Origin of the sequence: Marichromatium bheemlicum (assembly GCF_012276755.1) — a bacterium.
Classification (GTDB): domain Bacteria; phylum Pseudomonadota; class Gammaproteobacteria; order Chromatiales; family Chromatiaceae; genus Marichromatium; species Marichromatium bheemlicum.
The window spans coordinates 1-20,269 of the sequence record NZ_JAAXKX010000026.1; the positions used below are offsets into that span (position 1 = coordinate 1).

The following is a 20,269-nucleotide window of genomic DNA, read 5'->3' on the forward strand; positions in this document are numbered from 1 at the left end:
GGGGGGGGCCCCCCCCCCCCGGGGGGGGGGGGGGGGGGCCCCCCCCCCCCCCCCCCACCCCGACCACCCGCCCACGGAAGGCACCAGCGCGAGCGCGACACCCCACGGGACGGGAGCATTCACTCCAGCGATCGGTCCAACACCATGAGCACCGCGCCGCTGCGTAAGCAGCCGCGGAGACTGGTTGGACCCCACACGAAATATCTAGAGAACGACCATGCCAAACGCGACCACGGGGGGCGGACCCCGCGCCACTGTCCAGGTACCGCCTCAGCCCCAATGGCCTGACCTCAGCGCCGAGGACAAGCGCGCCACCAAGGAGCGCATCGCCGAACTGCTCAAGGCGCAGGATGCGGTACTGGTCGCCCATTACTACACCGACGGCGACCTCCAGGAGCTGGCCGAGGAGACGGGCGGCCGGGTCGCCGACTCGCTCGAGATGGCGCGCTTCGGCACCGAGACCGAGGCCAGCACCCTGGTCGTCTGCGGGGTACGCTTCATGGGCGAGACGGCCAAGATCCTCAACCCCGAGAAGCGGGTACTGATGCCCGACCTGAACGCCACTTGCTCGCTCGACGAGGGCTGCCCACCGGATGAGTTCGCCGCCTTCTGCGCCGCCCACCCCGATCACACCGTGGTGGTCTATGCCAACACCAGCGCCGAGGTCAAGGCACACGCCGACTGGATGGTGACCTCGAGCATCGCGCTGCCGGTGGTGCAGCACCTGGCCGCGCGGCGAGAAAAGATCCTGTGGGCGCCGGATCGTCACCTCGGCAGCTATGTCCAGCGCATGAGCGGCGCCGAGATGCTGCTGTGGGACGGCGCCTGCGTGGTCCACGAGGCATTCAAGGGCTTCGCCCTCGAACAGGTGCGCGCACTCCACCCGGAGGCCGCGGTCCTGGTCCACCCCGAGTCACCCGATGCGGTCGTCGACCAGGCCGACGTGGTCGGCTCGACCACCCAGCTGATCCGCGCGGTCACCGAGATGCCCAACCCCGAGTTCATCGTCGCCACCGATGCCGGTATCTTCTGGAAGATGCGCCAGCTCGCCCCACACAAGACCCTGATCCCGGCACCCACCGCCGGCGAGGGCGCGACCTGCGAGAGCTGCGCGCACTGCCCGTGGATGGCGATGAACGCCCTGCAGAACCTCGAGCGCGTGCTACGCGAAGGTGATCAGGAGATCCGGGTCGAGGAGGCCATCCGCCAACGCGCGGTACGCCCGATCCAGCGCATGCTCGAGTTCTCTGCGCAGCGCTAGAGGCCGTCACGCCGGCGACCAGCGACCAGCGACCAGCGACCAGCGACCAGGGGTCGGGGGATTGAACCGCCAAGGCGCGAAGGGCGCAAAGAGGCTCAAGTCGTAAGCAACCAGTCTCCAGCAGCCAGTGGGAGTGCACCCTCGACGACAGCACGTTTTGCCCGCACCCATGGTGCAGGTCTTTGGCACCAGTGCTTGAGGGTAGTCAGCCACTGGTGGCTGGGGGCTGCTCGCTGGAGGCGCATCCTCCCTTTGCACCCTTCGCGCCTTGGCGGTTCAATCTCCCCGGCTGGCGGCTGGGCACCCTACCGCCCGCTCACCAAAGCGGCGAAGCGTTGGAGCAGGCCGGCCGCCTCGGGAGTGTCGACGACCTCGACCTCGGCCCCACGCGCGCCCAAGGCGTCGACCTGCCGATCGACATAGACCTGGGTCACCTCACGATCGAACTCGGGGTGGAATTGTACGCCCCAGGCCGCTTCACCCAGACGCAACGCCTGATGGGGATCGTGGTCATTGGCTGCCAACACCTGCGCCTCGGGCGGTGGGCGCAAGACCGACTGGGCATGCGTAACCGGGGCCACGAAGCGATCTGGCAGCCCGCCGAACAGCGGATCATCGCACGCCGTGGCGGTCAGCCGGATCTCGACACTGCCGAGTTCGAGTCCGCGCGGGTTGAAGCCGACCTCGCCGCCGCAGGCGCGCGCCAACAACTGGTGCCCGTAGCAGATCCCGAGCACTGGCACCCGGCGGGCGAGCACCTCCTGGAGCCATTGTTCGACGGCCAGGCTCCAGGGCGCGGCCTCGGTGACCATGGCGTGCGAACCGGTGATCACCACCCCGGCCAGCCCATCGAGCCCGGGCAGCATCGCCCCGGCCTCGACATCGATCACCTCGCACCCGCATCCACGCCCGCCGAGCCCGGCCTCGATCCAATCCTCGAAGTCGCCATACACCTGCGCCAGTTCGGCAAAGGTGCGCCCGACCTTGATGATGCAGCACCGTCCTTGCATGACCTCCCTCCCCGGCCGCCCTCTCCCGGCGGCATCGTCCCACCTCATCGACACCACGGCGGCGACCGTAGCCCCAAGCGCAGCTGACGCCCGCAGCGACGCCACACGCCAGATCCGACCCCTCGGCAGCGGCGGCGTTCCGCATCACGCACACGCCACGAAAACCCGGGGCGGCTCGCGCCCTTGGCAAATTCACAAAAGATCCCTTAAGATCCATGACAATTATCAAATCAGGTGGACGGTACCCAGGCGCCGCTCTCGACCGCGCCACCGACCGCCGTCGGGGAGGATGGTTCGCATGCCGCAGCGCAAGGCACCTCGGCGCAGCTTCTCCATGTTGGCGCTGATCCTGGTCTTCTTCGCCGGTATCGGTCTCGTCGCCGCCGTCGACTTCGGGATTCGCTACACCAACACCCTGGAGTTCTGCACCTCCTGCCACACCATGGCGACCCCCTTCAGCGAGTACCAGGAGACGCTCCACTACAAGAACCCCTCCGGGGTGCGGGCGACCTGCGCCGACTGCCACGTCCCCAAGGCGCTCTGGCCGAAGCTAGTCACCAAGGTCATCGCCGCCAAAGACGTCTATCACGAGCTGATCGGCACCATCGACACCCCCGAGAAATTCGAGGCGCGCCGCTGGGAGATGGCCTCGCGGGTGTGGGCGAAGATGGAGCGCAGTGACTCGCGCGAGTGCCGCACCTGCCACGAATTCTCCAGCATGGACCTCTCCGAGCAGGGACGCTCAGCGCGTAGCCGGCATGCCGCCGCCGAGGACAAGGGCCAGACCTGCATCGACTGCCACAAGGGCGTGGCCCACGAGGAGCCCTATGAGCCGCTACCCGAGCTAAGCGTCGAGTGAGGCCGGCACCAGCGCAACCACGAGGCCGGAGATGATGACCAGCTACAGGACCCGCCGTGTCGCGCGGAGCGCGCTGTTCGCCGCCTTACTGAGCAGCGCCGGCGGGGTCGGTGCCACCGACTCCGCCACCGAGCTGCGGCTCAACGCCATGGTCGGCGACAACACGGCGATCGTCGAACTCCTCGATCGCGGGGCCCCGGTGGATGCGGCCAACGCCTTCGGCAAGACCGCGCTGATGTTCGCCGTCGAGGCCAACGAGATGGAGACGGTGGCGCTCCTGCTCACCCGCGGCGCCGACGTCAACGCCCGTACCGCGGCCGGCTGCACACCACTGACCTTTGCCGCCGAGGGTGGACACATCGGCATCTCGGCGTTGCTGATCGCACGCGGCGCCCATGTCCACGACCGTACCCGCGCCGGCTGGGATGCGCTGATGATCGCCGCGCGCCACGGCATCCTCGAGATGGTCGAGCAACTGCTGTTCAAGGGGGCCGACCCCAAGGCCGCCGATCGCGACGGTCGGACCGCACTGATGCAGGCCGCCGCGCGCGGCCATGTCGCCCTGCTCGCCCCCCTGCTCGACGCCGGCGCCGAACTCGAGTCGCGTGATCGCGATGGCGCCACGGCCTTGTTGATCGCCGCCGACCGGGGCCAGCTCGCGATGGCCCGCGCCCTGCTCGCCGCTGGCGCCGAGGTCAATGCCCGTGATGCGCTCGGGGCGAGTGCGCTGATCCTCGCCAGCAGCCGGGGACACCTGGAACTGACACGCCTGCTGCTCGAACAGGGCGCCAACCCAAACCTGCAGGACGCCGACGGCACCACGGCGCTGATGGAGGCAATCTCGACCGGCCACAACGCCCTGATCGCACTGCTGATCGACTATCACGCCAACCCCGCGCTCGAAGACACGCAGGGGCGCACCGCGGCCGATCGCGCCCGGCAGCACGGTAACCACGAGGCGCTCGAACACCTCGCTGGCGGCCACTGAAGTGAAGGCACCGCGCCGGCGGCGGCCGTCACCAACACACGTCGATTCGTCCCGAAGGGCCGCTGCTCGACAGCGGCCCTTCACCGCTACCGCTGCCACGAGGGCAGCGGTCCACCGCAAAGACGCCCATAAAGGAGGAAGGAATGGCTGACTCGATCCGCAACAGACGATCCCTGGCCGCGGGGCTGCTCGCGCTCGGGCTCACCGCCGGCGCCCAGGCCGACGAGGCAACCCCGGAGATGCTCGCCAACGCCTGTGCCGGCTGTCACGGCACCGAGGGCAACAGCATGGGGCCAGCCGCCCCCACCATCTCGGCCATGGACCCACTGGTGTTCGTCGACACCATGGAGGCGTTCAAGAGCGACGACACCTACTCGACCATCATGAGCCGCATCGCCAAGGGCTACGACACCACCGAGTTCGAGGCGATGGCCGAGTACTTCCATCGCCAACCCTACCGCCCTGCCCCCCAGGACTTCGACGCCAGCCTGGTCGACGTCGGCGCCCAACTCCACGACCGTTTCTGCGAGAAGTGCCACGCCGAAGGCGGTATCCCGCTCATCGACGAGGAGGACTACAACATCCTCGCCGGCCAGTGGACCCCCTATCTGCGCTACACCATGGAGGACTTCCGCGCCGAGCGTCGCGAGCTGCCCAAGAAGATGCGCAGCAAGCTTGAGGATCTGCTCGAGCATCACGGTGAGGACGGGCTCGAGGCTCTCTACGCCTTCTACGCCAGCCAACAATAAGGACATCGGAGGATTCGCTCGCAATGAAGCTCAACAGACGCGATTTCGTCAAGACCGGCGCCACCGCCACCGCTGCGCTCGGTCTGCTCTCGGCCCCCTATATCGCCCGCGCCGCCAGCAACCGGGTGGTGGTCGTCGGCGGCGGCACCGGTGGGGCCACCGCCGCCAAGTACCTCAAGCGCGCCGACCCGGCGATCGAGGTCACCCTGATCGAGCCCAACGAGACCTATTACACCTGCTATCTCAGCAACGAGGTGATCGGTGGCGATCGTCAGCTCGACACCCTCGAGCAAGGCTATGACGGGCTGCGCGGGCACGGCATCCGCGTGGTCCACGACACCGTCACCGCCATCGACGCCGAGACCCGGGTGGTCACCACCGCCGGCGGCGAACGCTTCGAGTACGACCGCTGCATCGTCTCCCCCGGCATCGAGCTGCTCTACGAGCGCATCGAGGGCTATAGCGAGGCCGCCGCCGAGACCTTGCCGCACGCCTGGAAGGCTGGCGAGCAGACCGCGCGACTGCGCCGCCAACTCGAGGAGATGGCCGACGGCGGCACCGTGGTGCTGGTCGCCCCGCCCAACCCCTTCCGCTGTCCGCCCGGCCCCTACGAGCGCGCCAGCCAGATCGCCCATTACCTCAAGGGCCACAAGCCCAAATCCAAGGTCATCATCCTCGACAGCAAGCAGGCCTTCTCCAAACAGGGGTTGTTTACCCAGGGCTGGGAGCGGCTCTACGGCTTCGGCACCGAGGACAGCCTGATCGAGTGGCACCCCGGCCCGGACGCCGCCGTGGTCAGGGTCGACGCCGAGGGCATGGTCGCCGAGACCAGCTTCGGCGACGAGATCCAGGCCGACGTGATGAACGTCATCCCGCCACAGCGCGCCGGCAAGATCGCCCAGGTGGCGGGCCTGGCCGACGACAGCGGCTGGTGCCCGGTCGACAAGCGCACCTTCGAGTCAAGCCTGATCCCTGGCATCCATGTCATCGGTGACGCCTGCATCGCCACCCAGATGCCCAAGTCCGGCTACTCGGCCAACAGTCAGGGCAAGGTCGCCGCTGCCGCGATCGCCGCGCTGCTCAAGGGCGAGGAGCCGGGCTCGCCTTCCTACATCAACACCTGCTACTCGATCATCGGCACCGATTACGGGGTCTCGATCGCGGCGGTCTATCGCATCAGCGAGGACGGCGGCACCATCGCCGCCGTCGAGGGCTCCAGTGGCCTGACCCCGATGGATGCCCCCGACTGGGCGTTGGCGCGCGAGGTGCAGTACGCCTACACCTGGTACCACAACATCACCCACGACACCTTCGGCTGATCGACAGCGGCCAACGCCAAGCAAGGCACTGAGGGGGCCGCAACGGCCCCCTTGCTTCATCCCGCAGCAGGCATCGCCTAGAATCAGGGCACCGACCAGCCACGGAGCGGGACCAAGCGCCCCGGACCTCGCCACCATGACAGACCCCAGCCTCGGCAACTGCTGGCACTGCGGCAGCACACTGACCCGCCTCGACTACGCCCGCGAGGGCCGCTGCCCGAACTGCGAGCGCGCCACCCACTGCTGCCGCAATTGTCGTCACCATGCCCCGGGACGCGCCAATGACTGCATCGAGCCGATCGCCGAGCCGGTAACAGACAAGGTCCGCGCCAACTTCTGCGAGCTGTTCGAGCCACGCCACCAAACCGGCGCCGCCGCGCCCGCCGATCAGGCCGAGGCGCTGCGTCAGGCCGCCGAGGCGCTATTTCACTGAGCCGGTCGACGGGGACGCGGGCGAGCAAACACACCATTTTCAGCTAGGCTCTAGGCCACGGTCAGCCGTGCTGGGCACGCCCCCTCGATCGAGCCGATGCGCAACCTCTGGAGACATCTCACCCGCCCCGCACCCGCCTCGGACCGGTCGCAGGGCACGACCGCCCACGCCTTCCCCGGTCTCGGCGAGGCCGAGGTGGTGCGTCTGCACAACCGCGCCATACCTCGACGCCTGGCGCCCGGCGAGACCCTATTTCTCGCCGGCAGTCGTGCCGAGCAGCTGTATGCGATCGAGACCGGCACCATCGCACTCGGTGATCCCACCGACGGTGAACACTTCGGACCGGGCGAGTGGATCGGCGAGTTCGACCTCGATCGGCCTGGCCTCCATGCCGCCACCGCCACGGCCCTCACGGCCAGCCAGATCCAGGTCCTCGCGCTCAGCGCCATCGCCGACCTCGATCCCGGTCTGCGCACCTATCTCGAACGCCGCGTGCACCAGCTCAACCTCCAGCGTCTCTACCGGCTGCAGCGCCGCCAAGCGGCGCTCGCCCGGCACGACGAAGCACTCACCGAGGCGCTGATCGCCGCGCGCACCAGCGCCGGCGCGGGCTTTGCCGAGACCGAGACCGCACGCCAGCTCTTCGCCAAGGTGCCAGCGCTACCGGTCTCGACCACCACCTTGCTCAACAAGATGCTCGACGAGCGCACCACCAAGGGCGAGATCGTCGAGCTGGTGACCATGGACCCGGCGCTCACCAGCACCCTGCTCAAGTCGGTCAATTCACCCTATTACGCCTTGCAACACCAGATCACCAGCGTCAGCCACGCCATCGCCCTGCTCGGCCACAATGCCGTCTACCAGGTGATCATGACCGAGAGCATGCGCCACAGCCTGCCCAACACCGAGCTGTTTGCGGACATCCACCAGCGTGCCATCGAGCTCTCGCGCCTCGCCTTCACCCTCGCCCAGACGCTCGCCGTCGGGCGCCCTGCAGAGATCGCCACCCTCGGCATCCTCGCCGACATCGGGCTGGTGATCAACGCGCTGCTCAAGCGCGCCAACCCCCGGCTCCAGCCGCTATTCGACCTGCTCGATCCCGCCGAGATGGGCGCCGCGCTACTGCGCAGCTGGCACCTGCCGGCGATGGTGTGCGACAGCCTGCACCACCAGCATCACCCCGAGTTCGCGCCGCCGGCGCGCCTCCCCGAGCCGGTGCGCGACAACGTCGCCGTGCTCTATCTCGCGCGCCGCCTGCTCGCGCGGCTACACGGTCACACCCCAAGCGATCCCGGGCTCTTCCTCGAGGCCTATCTGGCACTGCTCGGGCGCGCCGGGATCAGCGAGGTCGAGCTGCTCTACGAACAGCTCGTCCCCCGGCTGCGCGCCCAGCTGCGCCAGCTACCGCGCTCGCTGGCCGAGCGGCTCGACGGCTGAGCCGGCTCAGGCCGGCTGCGGGCGGCGCCAGGTGTAGACCGCGGTCACCGCATAGTTCCACACCGCGCCGACGAGGATGCCGGCGAGCGCCGAGAGGAACCAGCCCGAAAGCCCCTCGATGAACAGATAGTTGGCGATGCCGACATTGGCCAGGGCACCGACGCTGCAGACCACCACGAAGGAGAGCCAGCCGCGCAGCAGCGCGCGACCGCGCAGACGCATGTCGCGATAGGTGAGCAGGTTGTTAAGGAAGAAGTTGCTGGTCATCGCCACCAGGGTGGCGGTGGCCTGACCGGTGAGGAAGGCGCCCTCGCCGAGTACCGCCAGCAGCGGCCACAGCACCGCCATGTGGACGAACACGCCAAACCCGCCGATCAGCGAGAAGGCGAGAAAACGCACCGGGATCGCCGAGCCCAGGGTCTTCTGCGCGAGCATCAGCAGATACTCCCAGAGCACCGCGTTGTCGAGCTTGCTTGCCCCGGCATGACGCTCGCGGAAGGTGAAGGGCAGCTCGCGGCAGCGCAGCGGCCGCTCGCTCGAGGAGACGATGTCGAGCAGGATCTTGAAACCGACCCCGCTGAGCCGGTGCACGCAACCCTGGAAGGCGGCGGCGCGGACCATGAAGAAGCCGCTCATCGGGTCGGCCAGCTCGACCCCGAGCAGCCGCTGCCCGACGCGCGTGGCGAAGCGGCTCATCGCCTGGCGCCGCGCATTCCACTCACCGACCCCGCCACCGCCGACATAGCGGCTGCCGACCACCAGGTCGAGTTCGGGCTCGGCGTCGAGGGTGTCGTACATCTGGCGCAACAGCGACTCGTCGTGCTGCAGGTCACCGTCCATCACCGCCACGCAGGGCGCGGTGGTGGCGAGCATCCCCTCGATACAGGCCGAGGACAGCCCGCGCCGCCCGATGCGCCGGATCAGCCGCACCCGCGGGTCCTGCCGGGCCTGCTCGCGCACCCGCTCGGCGGTGCCGTCGGGCGAGTCGTCGTCGACGAAGATCAGCTCCCAGGCGAGCCCGTCGAGCACCCGACGGACACGTTCGACGAGCTCGGGGACCGATCCTGCCTCCTTGTAGGTAGGCACGACGACGGCGAGCTGGGGCGGCTGGTGGGGGGGTCTGTGTGGCATGGATCCGAACAACCTGAAACAAGGGGTTTGGCGCCTCGGCGGTACCGGACGCGGCATGACTGAGCGGCGATCGCGCACGCGGGTCGGTTGCGCGGCGACCCTGGTGGGCGGCATTCTAACGCGTTCGTCCACCGAACCCGTGCCCGCCATGTCCATCGCCGCCCCGAGTCGCCCCGCTGCCGAGTCCATCGACTGGCGCCCGATCGCGCTGCTGATCCTCGCGCTGAGCGCACTGCGCCTGGCCATCGCCGCGCTCCTGCCGGTCACCCAGGACGAGGCCTACTACTTCGACTGGGCGCGCGCGCTCGGCTGGGGCTATTTCGATCACCCGCCCGGGGTCGCAGCGCTCGGGCTCGGCACCCTGCTCGAGCCCGGCTCGGCGCTCGCCGCGCGGCTCGGCACCCTGCTCGCCGGCGCCCTCACCCTGGTGGTACTCGCACGGCTCTACTGGCGCGCCGGGCTGACCACCACCGCCACCCTGGCGAGTGCGCTGCTGCTCGCCTGCGCCACCCTGCCGGGGCTGATCGGCGGCGTCGTCACCACCCCGGACACCGTGCTCGCGCTGGCCTGGGCGCTGGCCCTGCACGAGGCCGAGCGCGCCCTCGGCGGTGCGCGCCGGCGCTGGGTCACGGCGGGGATCGCCGTCGGTATCGGGCTGCTCGGCAAGTACACCATGGTGCTGATCGGGCCGGTGCTGCTGTGGGCGATCCTCTGGGTCGACCCGCGCGCGCTGCGCACCCGCTGGCCCTATCTCGGTGCGCTGGCCGCGCTGCTGGTGTTCGCCCCCAACCTGTGGTGGAACGCCAGCCACGACTGGCTGAGCCTCGGCTTCCAGCTCGGCCACGGGCTCTCCACCGAGCTGGCCGCACCCGAGACCCTGGGCGCCGGCACCATGGCCCACAGCGGCCCGCAGACGCTCGTCGAGCGCCTGGCGAGCCTCGGCGGTTATCTCGGCGCCCAGCTCGCCTTCTGGGGGCTGCTGATCCCGGCGCTGGTGATGGCGCTGCGCGGCGCGGGCGGCGCGCCGCCGCGCCCGCCGCTCATCCGTCACGCCCGCGCCCTGCTGATCGCCGCGACCCTGTTCCCGCTCGGCTTCTTCGCCGTCATCGCCAGCTTCAGCGAGGTCGAGGCCAACTGGCCGGTGGTCTATCTGCTCGCCGCCCCGGCGCTGCTCGCACCGCGACTGCTGCAACGACCGCGCTGGCTGCTCGGCGGCGCCGGGGCCAACCTCGTCCTGGTCACGCTCTATGCGGTGCACGCGGCGAGCGCCGCGCTGCCGCTGCCCGACAGCGCCAACCGGGTGCTGCGCGAGACCCACGGCTTCGCCGCGCTGGCCGAGGTCGCCGCCGGGCTCGACGCCCCGGTCCATGCCGACCGCTATCAGCTCGTCGCGATGCTGCGCTTCCACGCCCCGAGGCTTGCGGCCACCACCAGCCAGTGGCCGGGACTGCACCGCCCCTCGGAGTATCTGCACGGGCGCATCGCGCCACGGCTCGACCCGGCGCGCATCGACCAGCCCTTCTGGCTGGTCTCGCGCGCCGGTCATCCGCCCGCGCTCCCCGGCTTCCGGGTGACCGAGCGGCGCATCCTCCAGGATTGCGCGGGACAGCCGCTCCACCAGGGGGCGAGCGCGCCCTGCGCGCGACCGCTCCACGTCTGGCGGCTCTATCGCTACGCCCCGCTCGGCGACTGAGCCGGGCTCAGTCGAGACGCTCGTCGTCGAGTTCGCTGTGGATCAGCATCAGTGATTCGAGCGAGCGGTTGACCGGGGCACGCTCGGCGATCTCCAGCAACCGTGCCCGCTGCCCGGCGGTGAGATGGCCGAGCAGGTTGATGCGTTGCTGCACCCGATCGACGCGGACCTCCTCGCGTTCGCAGGCGGTGCAGTCGGCGGCGTGACTGCGATCGAAGGCGAGGCGCACCTCGACGTCGTCGAGCTCCCAGCCCTTGGCAGTGGCGTATTCACGCAACGTCATCGAGGTGCAGGCGCCGAGCGCCATCAGCATCAATTCATAGGGGTCAGGACCCAGCCCGCTGCCGCCGACGGCCGGCGGCTGATCGGCGAGCAACTGATGGCGACCGGTATAGAGTCCACGGAGGAAGCGGGCGTGCAGCTCAGTGACCAGCACCTCGCCCTTGCCCACCTTGGGCGCGGTGCCCAGGCTCTGTTCGAAGCGATGACCACCGAGCCCGAGATAGCGACTGGCCCAGGCCACCAGGGTCTCGGCGACGTACTCGGCGTCCTCGCGATCGCTGAGCATATGATCGGCGTTGTCGAGCGAGATGAAGCTCTTGGGGTGACGCGCGGCCTGATAGATCTTGGCCGCCTCGTCGATCGAGACGATGGTGTCGAGCGGCGAGTGGAACACCAGCAGGGGCCGCCCGAGCTCACGGATGTGATCGGCCGCACCGTACTGCGCGAGGTCCTCCAGCAACTGCTTGCGGATGCGGAAACGGCGCAGCCCGATCTTGACCTCGGCCTCGCCGCGCGCCTCGAGCTCGTCGCGGGCATCGCTCAACAGGTGCTGGACGTGCGAGGCGGTGGCCGGCGCGGCGATGGTCACCACCGCCTCGACCGAGGGTAGCTGGGGCGCGGCGGCGAGCACCGCCGCGCCACCAAGACTGTGACCGATGAGCAGCGCCGGGGCCTGGAAGTCCTCCTCGAGCTTACGCGCCGCCGCCAGCAGGTCCTCGACGTTGGAGGAGAAATTGGTGTTGGCGAAGTCGCCGTCGCTGTTACCCAGCCCGGTGAAGTCGAAGCGCAGCACCGCGATCCCGCGATCGGCCAGGGCGCGACTGATCCGGCTCGCCGCGGCGATGTCCTTACTGCAGGTGAAACAGTGGGCGAAGAGCGCATAACGTCGCGTCGGCACCCGTTCCGGCGGCATCTCCAGCAGCCCCGCCAGCCGATGCCCTGCGGCGTTCGGAAACTCGAGCTTGATACGTGGCATTCCGATCTCCTCGGTGTCTTCTCGTGCGAATCGCTATCCAACCGACCACCCGTGCAGACTGCGTGCGCGGATCGTCCATTCATCAAAATCGATACAGCTGAGGTCTGTCGTGGCCATGCCACGGCAAGCCCGCCATCCTCTCGCATCCGCGGGCGCGGTTCCAGTCGATCGCACACGTTACGCAGGGTTTTTGCCCTGACGATCGGCGCACAACCGCAAGCACAGCGATTGGTGTCCATCGCAGCGGGTTGGTTCAGGATTTCAGTGCGAGCGAGAGGGGGTGTTGGCGGGCACGCCGAGGATCCACCCCTCGATCGCGGCACAGGCGCGCGCGACCGGGTCGAGCGGCGGCGAGAACCAGGCGCCGAGCCGGCCGGCACGGTCCTCACGTGCCAGCCACAAGGCCACGGCGCGGGCATCGCACTGATCCAGGGTGAGCCCGATGCAATCGCCATCGTCGCGATAGAGTGCGGGATAGGCCTCGACCAGCACCGACCGGCCCGGTGCCGGACACCAACCCTCGAACGGCCAGCAGTGCAGCCGCTCGCCGAGACGCGCGCGCAGCAGCCGCACCCAGGGCAGCCCGGCATGGGTCGACTTGGCCACCGACCCGGGCACATCGAAATGGAACACCGACTTGGCACCGCCGGCGCGCTGCTCGCAGAGCCGCCGCCAGCGCGCCTCACCACCGCGCGCGGCCCCGGCCCCCACACGTCCGCGGCGCACGTCCTCGACCCTGACACCGACGCCATCGGTCGGCCAGTGGCATTGGAAGTCGTCGAGGAAGCTCGGCCAGTCGCGCGCGAGTCCGTGGACATCGAAATAACGCAGCGGGAAGGACAGCGCGTGATCGATCCCGACTACGGTCGGCACCGGCTCGCGCAACCGCGCCTCGAGCCACGCGGCAAGGGCGCGACGGCTCCAGCGCTGGGATCGCCCCTCAGGGAAGACCTCGAACGGCTGGTCGTCGTCGCCGTCGAGCTGGTAGAGACGAATGCCGGCCAGTCGCTGCTCCGGGGAGCCGGCCCCCGAATAATCGATTCCCAGATAGCGCGAGAAGACGCCACCAGCGGCATGGATGGGTGCAGGCATGGATGGTTCCTACAGCAATGACCGGAACGCGCGGCCTTGCGCGCCCCAAACGCAAAAACGGGCTAGCCACCAGAGCGGCTAGCCCGTTTTGCTTGTTGGCGTCCCCACGGGGGTTCGAACCCCGGTTACCGCCGTGAGAGGGCGGTGTCCTAGGCCGCTAGACGATGGGGACTGAAACCTGGTCTCAGTCAAGACCGGGCCTGCCTAGGCGATCCGGTCCACATGCTGAATTTGGTGGAGCCAGGCGGGATCGAACCGCCGACCTCAACACTGCCAGTGTTGCGCTCTCCCAGCTGAGCTATGGCCCCAATGTTTTTAGGTGTAGCCAGCTGATTGGCTAAACCATTATGCTTGTTGGCGTCCCCACGGGGGTTCGAACCCCGGTTACCGCCGTGAAAGGGCGGTGTCCTAGGCCACTAGACGATGGGGACTGAAACTTTTCAGTCTTGCAGATCGGGCCTGCCTAGGCGATCCGATCCAAACTACCGAATTTTGGTGGAGCCAGGCGGGATCGAACCGCCGACCTCAACACTGCCAGTGTTGCGCTCTCCCAGCTGAGCTATGGCCCCAGCGACCTGAGACCACGTATGCTACGCACATCTTTTTGCTTTGTCTACCCCCGCACGGAAATTTTTTTCGATATGTCGGTCTGAAGGGGGAAGACCCAGCCCCATCGGTTCATGTAACCGATCGATAGTTCTCTTATCCGACGATCCAGGAGCCTTGTTCCATGATGCGTATCTTCCTCTTCCTGGCGACCAACCTTGCGGTACTGGTCGTCATCAGCGTGGCCTTCCGCCTGTTCGGGATCGATGGCGTGATCCAGCAGGGCGGGCTCGACATGGGCGCACTCCTGCTGATGGCGACGATCATCGGTTTCAGCGGCTCGCTGATCTCGCTGTTCCTCTCCAAGACCCTGGCCAAGCACGGCATGCGGGTGCAGATCATCGAGCGCCCGTCGACACCCTTTGAGCAGTGGCTGCTCGAGATCGTGGCCAGCCAGTCCGAGCGCGCCGGTATCCGCATGCCCGAGGTCGGCATCTTCGACTCGCCCCAGCCCAATGCCTTCGCCACCGGCTGGAACCGTAACGACGCCCTGGTCGCCGTCAGCACCGGGCTGCTCCAGCACATGAACAAGGCCGAGATCGAGGCAGTGGTCGGCCACGAGATCAGCCACGTAGCCAACGGCGACATGGTCACCCTGGCGCTGATCCAGGGGGTGGTCAACACCTTCGTGGTGTTCCTCGCGCGGATCATCGGTCACACCGTCGACCGGGTGATCTTCAAGAACGAGGAAGGACCGGGGATCGGCTACTTCGTCGTCTCGATCATCGCCGAGATCCTGCTCTCGGTGCTCGCCACCATGATCGTGATGTGGTTCTCACGCTATCGCGAGTTCCACGCCGACGCTGGCGGCGCTCGACTCACCAGCCGTCACCAGATGGCCGATGCGCTGCGTGCGTTGCAGCGGATCCACGAGCCGCAAGACCTGCCGGCCAAGGAGTTCGCCGCCTTCGGCATCTCCGGCAAGATCGGTAGCCTGTTCAGTAGCCACCCGCCGCTCGAACGGCGCATCGCTGCGCTCGAACAGGCGGCCTGACCCCCCCCCTTGCCCCGGCCCAGGCGCCGGGGCGCGCCCACCCCGCCTCACAGCAAACGCTCGATCGCCCGCACCAACCGACCGCTCTGCGGCTTGGTGATGCTCGAATAGCTCTCGACCAGATTGCCCTCGCGATCGATCAGATACTTGTAGAAGTTCCACTTCGGATAAGGCGCCCCGGCCGCGGCCAGGCGCTCGAACAGGGGCGCGGCGCGACCACGCTTGACGCTGACCTTCTCGAACATCGGAAACTCGACCGAATAGGTCAGACGACAGAAGTCGCGGATCTCGGCCTCGTCACCCGGCTCCTGGTTGGCGAAATCGTTGGAGGGGAAGCCGAGCACCACCAGACCACGATCGGCATAATCGCGATAGAGCGCCTCCAGTCCCTCGTACTGCGGGGTGAAACCGCACTTGCTGGCGGTATTGACCACCAGGATCACCTTGCCCTGATAGGCCTCACAGAGATTGACCCGTTCGTCCCCGGCGAGCCGGCGCACCTCCAAATCGAGTAGTGACGAACAGGCCGGGGACTCGGCCGCGACCTGGGTGGCCGCGGCCAGACCGAGCGCAAACAATGGCAGTCTCATGATGGGGCTCTCCTGAGGTATCGACGAACATGGGGCGAGACATGGCGCCCGCGTGCCTCATTGCAACGATTCCCTACCAAAACACTTGGAAAATTCACGCCACGCGCCCACCTCCCCTACTCCAACACAGCACAACGGCCCTGGACAGACACACGGGGCATGCAGCACAGCATTCGAGGAGCCAAGATGAGCGACTGGGTCAAAGGCAGGGTAGCGGCCAAGCAACAATGGGCCGAGGGGCTCTACAGCATGCGCTTCGAGGCGACCCTCGAGCCCTTCAGCGCCGGGCAATACATCAAGGTGGCGATGGACATCGATGGCGAGCGCGTCGGGCGCCCCTACTCACTGGTCAATCCGCCCGAGCAGGCCGAACCCGAGATCTACTTCAACGCCATCCCCGAAGGGCCGCTCACCCCCCGGCTCTCCGACCTCGAGCCGGGCGACACCGTCTGGCTCAGCGCCCGAGCCAGCGGCATCTTCACCCTCGACACCGTGCAACCGGCCAAGACACTGTGGCTGCTCGCCACCGGCACCGCGCTCGGGGTCTATCTCTCGATCCTGCGCACCGCCACGCCCTGGGAACAGTTCGAGCGCGTGGTCCTGGTCCACGGCGTGCGCCAGCCGAGCGACCTCACCTATGGCGACACCCTCGCCGAGATCGCCGAGCACCATGGCGAGCGCTTCACCTTCATCCCCGCGATCAGCCGCGCCGAGGCCCCGGACGCGCTCTATGGCCGCATCACCGACCTGCTGGTCTCGGGCTCCCTGGAGGCACGCGCCGGCGCCACCATCACCCCCGAGGACAGCCACGTCATGCTCTGCGGCAACTCGGCGATGATCAAGGAATCCAAGGCCATCCTCGAATCACGCGGACTCGAACGCCACCGCCGCCACGCCCCGGGGCAGTACACCACCGAGCAGTATCATTGAGAGCTGCTGCCAGCGGTCAGCCACCAGCCTCCAGTAACGCTGGTGGCTGCTTTGAACCGCAAAGATACCGTCTTGCCCGTCAACCGCTGATCATATGCACCCTGGTGGCTGGGAGCTGACGGCTCAGGTCCGGACGTAGGTTGGGTTGCCAACGGCAACCCAACGCCGCGGTGTCGTCGATGTTGGGTTGCCCGTGCTGGGGTGGCGTTATGTCGCCGGGATGAGGCGGGCAACCCAACCTACGGGCTAGCGGCTGATTCAGACCGCGAAGATACCGTCTTGCCCGTCAACCGCCGATCATGCACATCAGCCTCGCCGACTGGAGGCTGGTGACTGGCGGCTGGCGACTGACGGCTGGCCCCTGAAAAGTAGCTAGCAGCTCACAACCGACCGCTCCCCTCCCTCATCATCACTTCGCGTCCTTCGCGCCTTCGTGGTTGACCTCTCCCCCCCGCCACACCGGCAGATAGCCAACCACCACGCTGCAGAGCGCCGCCACGGCAATCAGGCGAAGCGGCCAAGTCGCAGCGGCATAGCCGCCGTTGTCGACCAGCAGCGAGACGGCGAGCAGTGCGGCCACGCCGACCAGCAGCAGGTGCGGCAGCGGGCGCGTCGCGCCACCCGGCCAGCGCACGGCCAGCCAACTCCCGAGCAACGCCGCCAGTCCACCACCGGCGAGACCGAAGGCGACGTCGACCGGCCAGTGCACGCCCAGCGCCACCCGGCTCGCGCCGACCAGCAGGGCGCAGCCGAGCCACACCCAACCCCAGGCGCGGGCGTGCACCGCCAGCACCCCGAAGAAGACCCCGGCGGTGACGCTGTGCCCGGAGGGGAAGCTGTGCCGGGTGTGTCCCGGGCCGATCAGGTTGAAGACATCGGCGCCGAACACCGCCGGCGGGCGTGCCGCATCGACTAGCGGCTTGAGCCCACGGGCGTAGAGGATCGCCAGCAGCGCCGCCAGCACCAGCGCCCAGAACAACCGGGGCCGCCGCCAGGAGAACAGCAGCGCCAGCGCGAAGGCGACGCGCTCGTCGCCGAACAGCGTCAAGCACTGCCACAGCCAGTCCGGGGCCAGGGCCGCCGCGGCATTGAGCCGCAAGAAACCGGCGTGATAGCCGCAGACCAGATAGAGCACCACCCCCACCGCCAGCCAGCCGAGCGCCCAGCGCCACTGCCGTCGCGCCCCCGGCAGCGCCGCCGATTCGGCCCCGGCCCGCGCGGCGAGCCGCGCGCTCAGGCGTGTGCGCCAATCGCTCATCCCTCACCTCCCGGCACCCGTGCCTGCTCGCGCGGGTGCATCAGTACCAGCGCCACCGGCCCGCGCCGATAGAGCTGTTCGCCACGCAGCAACGGATAGTCCTCGATGAGCCGGTCGAGCTTGTCGACGCGGAGAAACACCAGATCACCGGCGCGCGGCGGGCGGTGCGGGGTGATGGCGTCGCGATAGACGCTGAAGCTCGGCATCGAGGTGCGATAGACCACGGTCGGACGATCCAGCTCGCGCGCCAGCAGCCCGGCCTCCTTCACCGGCGCCTGCATCACCGCGAACACCCGCGGCACCACCGCGCCATAGACCACCGCCGTCTGGATCAACCCGACCAGCACCAGACGCTGCCACAGCGCCGGGCGCGACCATAGCGCCAGCACCACCACCAGCGCGGTGGCCAGCGCGATCTGCACCAGATAGGCCGGGCCGAGCAACGGCAGCGCCAGCTCGAACTGGGCGACCTCGTGGGCGCGCCCGCCCTGCCCGGCGGCGATCTGCACCACCAGCGGCAACGCCAGCAGTAACGCGAAGAAGAGCAGCGGCGGGACCATCGCCAGCGCGCGGCTGGTCAAGGCATCACGGTGGCGCGCCATGAGGATGAACAGCGGCGTGGCCCCATAAAGCAGATAGTGCGGCAGCTTGGTCCCGGAGAAGGAGAAGAACACGAACACGGTGGCGAACCACAACCACAGGAAACGATCGAGCGGATCGGCCCAGCTCGTACGCAACCGCGCCAGCAGGCTGAGGAACCAGCCGGTGAAGGGCAGCAGGATCAGCGGCAGCATCACCAGATAGTAGCCGGGGAAGCCCGAGTGCCCGTGCATGGTGCCGCCGAAGCGCCCGGCGTTGTGTTCGAGGAAGAAGCTGCGGAAGAAGCCGGCGCCATCATCGAGATAGACCGCCAGATACCAGGGTCCGGCCACCAGCACGAACACCAGCCAGCCGAGCGGCGCAAAGGCCGCCTGCAACCAGCGTTCGAGCCGCCCCTGTGACCAGAAGAACAGGAAGCTCACCACGACCGGGAAGAACACCGCCACCGGCCCCTTGGTAAGAAAGCCGAGCCCCATCCACAGATAGGCGCGCAGCAGCGCGTTGCGGCTCTGTCGTTCGCCGGGATCGAGGAAATAGCGATAGATCTCGAAGAAGGCAAGCGCGATGAAGAGATTGAGCACGGCATCGGCCACCGCCGCCTTGGCGATCAGCGAGACCTGTAGCGAGAGCGTCATCGCCAGCGCGGCGACGGTCGCCGTGGGCGCATCGAGCCGGGCACGCACGAAGCCCCACAGCGCCATCACCCAGAGGGTGGCGGCCAGCGCCGAGGGCAGACGCAGCGAGAACTCGTCGAACCCCAGGCTGGAGGCCGAGAGCGCCTGCAGCCAGTAGATCAGCACCGGCTTGTCGTAGCGCGGCTCGCCATCCTTGTGCGGGGTGATGAAGTTGCCGCTGGCGAGCATCTCGCGGGTCGCCTCGGTGAAGGCGCCCTCGTCGAGGTCGTAGAGCGGCATCACGCCGAGCTGCCAATAGAAGGCGAACAACACCACCGCCGCGAGCAGCCACGGCGAGGTCAGCGCCCGCGTCAGCGGGGAGGAGGTCTCCAGCCGACTCATGCCGCAGGCTCCTTCCACCCGGCGGTCTCGGCGGGTGAACTCCAGCGGATACGGAAGTGACTGCGATCACCCGAGGCGAAGAAGGTACGGGTGAGCATCTCGGCCAACACCCCGGTGGTGAGCAACTGCACCGAGGCGAGCAGCATGAGGATGGCGACGATCAGCAGCGGGCGGCCGCCGATGTCCTCGCCGAGCCAGAACTTCACCCACAGTAGGTTGGTCATCAGCAGCCCGCCGATCACCCCGAAGGCGATCCCGATCAAGCCGAAGAAGTGCCCGGGGCGCGCCCCGAAGCGCAGGAAGAAGAAGGCCGAGAGCAGGTCGACCAGCACCCGGAAGGTGCGTGAGATGCCGTACTTGGAGGTGCCGAACTGGCGTGCCTGATGCCCAACCTCGATCTCGCCGATGCGCTGCGGCGCGGTCACCCCCGCCACCCACACCGGGATGAAGCGATGCATCTCGCCGAGCAGCGCCACCTCCTGGATGACCTCGGCGCGATAGACCTTGAGGCTGCAGCCGTAGTCGTGCAGCGCCACCCCGGTGACCTTGCCGATCAGCTTGTTGGCGATGCGCGAGGGGATCTTGCGCATCACCAGCGCGTCCTGGCGCCGCCGCCGCCAGCCCTGCAACAGATCGAGATCGCGCTCGAGCAGCGCGTCGACCATCCGCGGGATGTCGGCCGGGTCGTTCTGCAGGTCGCCGTCGAGGGTAGCGATCAGCTCGCCGCGCGCGCTCTCGAACCCGGCCTGCATCGCCGCGGTCTGGCCGAAGTTGCGCCGCAGCCGGATCACCCGCACGTGACCGCCCCGGCGCTCGGCGCAGGCACGCAGGCGCTCGCCGGTGCCGTCGCGGCTACCGTCGTCGACACAGATCAGCTCCCAGGGCGCGCCATAGTCCGCCAGCCCCTGGTGGACGCGTTCGAGCATCGGCTCGACGTTGTCGAGCTCCTGGTACATCGGGATGACGACCGACAGCGACGGCCGGGACAGGGCTTGATCGGGGGTGCTCATCGCAGACAGGGATCCATTCGGTTGAGTTCGAAGAC

General features: G+C 68.2%; 18 protein-coding genes and 4 tRNA genes. 10 read left to right on the top strand and 12 right to left on the bottom strand.

What is annotated here, in order from left to right; genetic code table 11:
• The first annotated feature begins 217 nt into the window (after positions 1-217).
• Complete coding sequence (gene nadA / locus HF203_RS14175; RefSeq protein WP_168670758.1) at positions 218-1,261, top strand: quinolinate synthase NadA; 1,044 nt, start codon at positions 218-220, stop codon at positions 1,259-1,261.
• A gap of 305 nt (positions 1,262-1,566) precedes the next feature.
• Here nadA and HF203_RS14180 read toward each other — a convergent pair whose 3' ends face one another.
• The gene (locus tag HF203_RS14180) at positions 1,567-2,271 is read right to left on the bottom strand and encodes a glutamine amidotransferase (protein ID WP_168670759.1); all 705 of its coding nucleotides are present in this window, start codon (positions 2,269-2,271) and stop codon (positions 1,567-1,569) included.
• A gap of 298 nt (positions 2,272-2,569) precedes the next feature.
• On the opposite strand from HF203_RS14180, the gene HF203_RS14185 reads away from it, so the two are divergent.
• From HF203_RS14185 to HF203_RS14210, 6 genes are all read left to right on the top strand, one after another.
• Positions 2,570-3,130 carry a NapC/NirT family cytochrome c gene (locus HF203_RS14185; protein ID WP_168670760.1) on the top strand — a complete coding sequence of 187 codons (561 nt, stop codon included), beginning with the start codon at positions 2,570-2,572 and terminating at the stop codon, positions 3,128-3,130.
• 31 nt (positions 3,131-3,161) lie between these two features.
• The gene (locus HF203_RS14190) at positions 3,162-4,118 is read left to right on the top strand and encodes an ankyrin repeat domain-containing protein (RefSeq protein WP_168670761.1); all 957 of its coding nucleotides are present in this window, start codon (positions 3,162-3,164) and stop codon (positions 4,116-4,118) included.
• Between the two features lie 143 nt (positions 4,119-4,261).
• Positions 4,262-4,867 carry a c-type cytochrome gene (locus HF203_RS14195; protein WP_168670762.1) on the top strand — a complete coding sequence of 202 codons (606 nt, stop codon included), beginning with the start codon at positions 4,262-4,264 and terminating at the stop codon, positions 4,865-4,867.
• A gap of 23 nt (positions 4,868-4,890) precedes the next feature.
• Positions 4,891-6,186 carry an NAD(P)/FAD-dependent oxidoreductase gene (locus tag HF203_RS14200; protein WP_168670763.1) on the top strand — a complete coding sequence of 432 codons (1,296 nt, stop codon included), beginning with the start codon at positions 4,891-4,893 and terminating at the stop codon, positions 6,184-6,186.
• A gap of 136 nt (positions 6,187-6,322) precedes the next feature.
• Positions 6,323-6,619, top strand: coding sequence for a hypothetical protein (locus tag HF203_RS14205; RefSeq protein ID WP_168670764.1), 297 nt, complete (start codon positions 6,323-6,325; stop codon positions 6,617-6,619).
• Positions 6,620-6,715: 96 nt separating this feature from the next.
• Positions 6,716-8,056 (top strand): HDOD domain-containing protein, encoded by a 1,341-nt coding sequence (locus HF203_RS14210; protein ID WP_168670765.1) that lies wholly within the window; start codon positions 6,716-6,718, stop codon positions 8,054-8,056.
• Positions 8,057-8,062: 6 nt separating this feature from the next.
• Here the strand turns inward: HF203_RS14210 and HF203_RS14215 are convergent, their stop codons facing one another.
• Positions 8,063-9,187 (bottom strand): glycosyltransferase, encoded by a 1,125-nt coding sequence (locus HF203_RS14215; RefSeq protein WP_168670766.1) that lies wholly within the window; start codon positions 9,185-9,187, stop codon positions 8,063-8,065.
• 148 nt (positions 9,188-9,335) lie between these two features.
• Here HF203_RS14215 and HF203_RS14220 point away from each other — a divergent pair, with 148 nt between their 5' ends.
• A complete protein-coding gene (locus tag HF203_RS14220) occupies positions 9,336-10,880 on the top strand; it encodes a glycosyltransferase family 39 protein (protein WP_246221798.1) in 1,545 nt (514 codons plus the stop codon).
• A 7-nt stretch (positions 10,881-10,887) separates the two neighbouring features.
• Here HF203_RS14220 and HF203_RS14225 read toward each other — a convergent pair whose 3' ends face one another.
• From HF203_RS14225 to HF203_RS14250, 6 genes are all read right to left on the bottom strand, one after another.
• Positions 10,888-12,138 carry a bifunctional alpha/beta hydrolase/OsmC family protein gene (locus HF203_RS14225; protein ID WP_168670768.1) on the bottom strand — a complete coding sequence of 417 codons (1,251 nt, stop codon included), beginning with the start codon at positions 12,136-12,138 and terminating at the stop codon, positions 10,888-10,890.
• 261 nt (positions 12,139-12,399) lie between these two features.
• Positions 12,400-13,230, bottom strand: a complete 831-nt coding sequence (locus tag HF203_RS14230) for a hypothetical protein (protein ID WP_168670769.1) — start codon at positions 13,228-13,230, stop codon at positions 12,400-12,402.
• Positions 13,231-13,326: 96 nt separating this feature from the next.
• Positions 13,327-13,402 (bottom strand) — tRNA-Glu (locus HF203_RS14235).
• Positions 13,403-13,462: 60 nt separating this feature from the next.
• Positions 13,463-13,538 (bottom strand) — tRNA-Ala (locus HF203_RS14240).
• A gap of 47 nt (positions 13,539-13,585) precedes the next feature.
• A tRNA-Glu gene (locus HF203_RS14245) sits at positions 13,586-13,661 on the bottom strand.
• 62 nt (positions 13,662-13,723) lie between these two features.
• Positions 13,724-13,799: transfer RNA gene (locus tag HF203_RS14250), tRNA-Ala, on the bottom strand.
• 161 nt (positions 13,800-13,960) lie between these two features.
• On the opposite strand from HF203_RS14250, the gene htpX reads away from it, so the two are divergent.
• A complete protein-coding gene (gene htpX / locus HF203_RS14255; RefSeq protein WP_168670770.1) occupies positions 13,961-14,830 on the top strand; it encodes a protease HtpX in 870 nt (289 codons plus the stop codon).
• A 47-nt stretch (positions 14,831-14,877) separates the two neighbouring features.
• Here htpX and HF203_RS14260 read toward each other — a convergent pair whose 3' ends face one another.
• Positions 14,878-15,420 carry a glutathione peroxidase gene (locus HF203_RS14260; protein WP_062277565.1) on the bottom strand — a complete coding sequence of 181 codons (543 nt, stop codon included), beginning with the start codon at positions 15,418-15,420 and terminating at the stop codon, positions 14,878-14,880.
• A 186-nt stretch (positions 15,421-15,606) separates the two neighbouring features.
• Between HF203_RS14260 and HF203_RS14265 the strand changes: the two genes are divergently transcribed.
• A complete protein-coding gene (locus tag HF203_RS14265; protein WP_168670771.1) occupies positions 15,607-16,350 on the top strand; it encodes a ferredoxin--NADP reductase in 744 nt (247 codons plus the stop codon).
• A gap of 409 nt (positions 16,351-16,759) precedes the next feature.
• Here the strand turns inward: HF203_RS14265 and HF203_RS14270 are convergent, their stop codons facing one another.
• The 3 genes from HF203_RS14270 to HF203_RS14280 are packed head-to-tail and all read right to left on the bottom strand — an operon-like array spanning position 16,760 to position 20,234.
• Entirely contained in the window at positions 16,760-17,608 is an 849-nt protein-coding gene (locus HF203_RS14270; protein WP_168670772.1) for a phosphatase PAP2 family protein, read from the bottom strand.
• Positions 17,605-19,224 (bottom strand): ArnT family glycosyltransferase, encoded by a 1,620-nt coding sequence (locus HF203_RS14275; RefSeq protein WP_168670773.1) that lies wholly within the window; start codon positions 19,222-19,224, stop codon positions 17,605-17,607. Before HF203_RS14275 ends, HF203_RS14270 begins: the two co-directional genes overlap by 4 nt.
• Entirely contained in the window at positions 19,221-20,234 is a 1,014-nt protein-coding gene (locus HF203_RS14280) for a glycosyltransferase family 2 protein (protein WP_168670774.1), read from the bottom strand. Before HF203_RS14280 ends, HF203_RS14275 begins: the two co-directional genes overlap by 4 nt.
• Positions 20,235-20,269 lie beyond the last annotated feature (35 nt).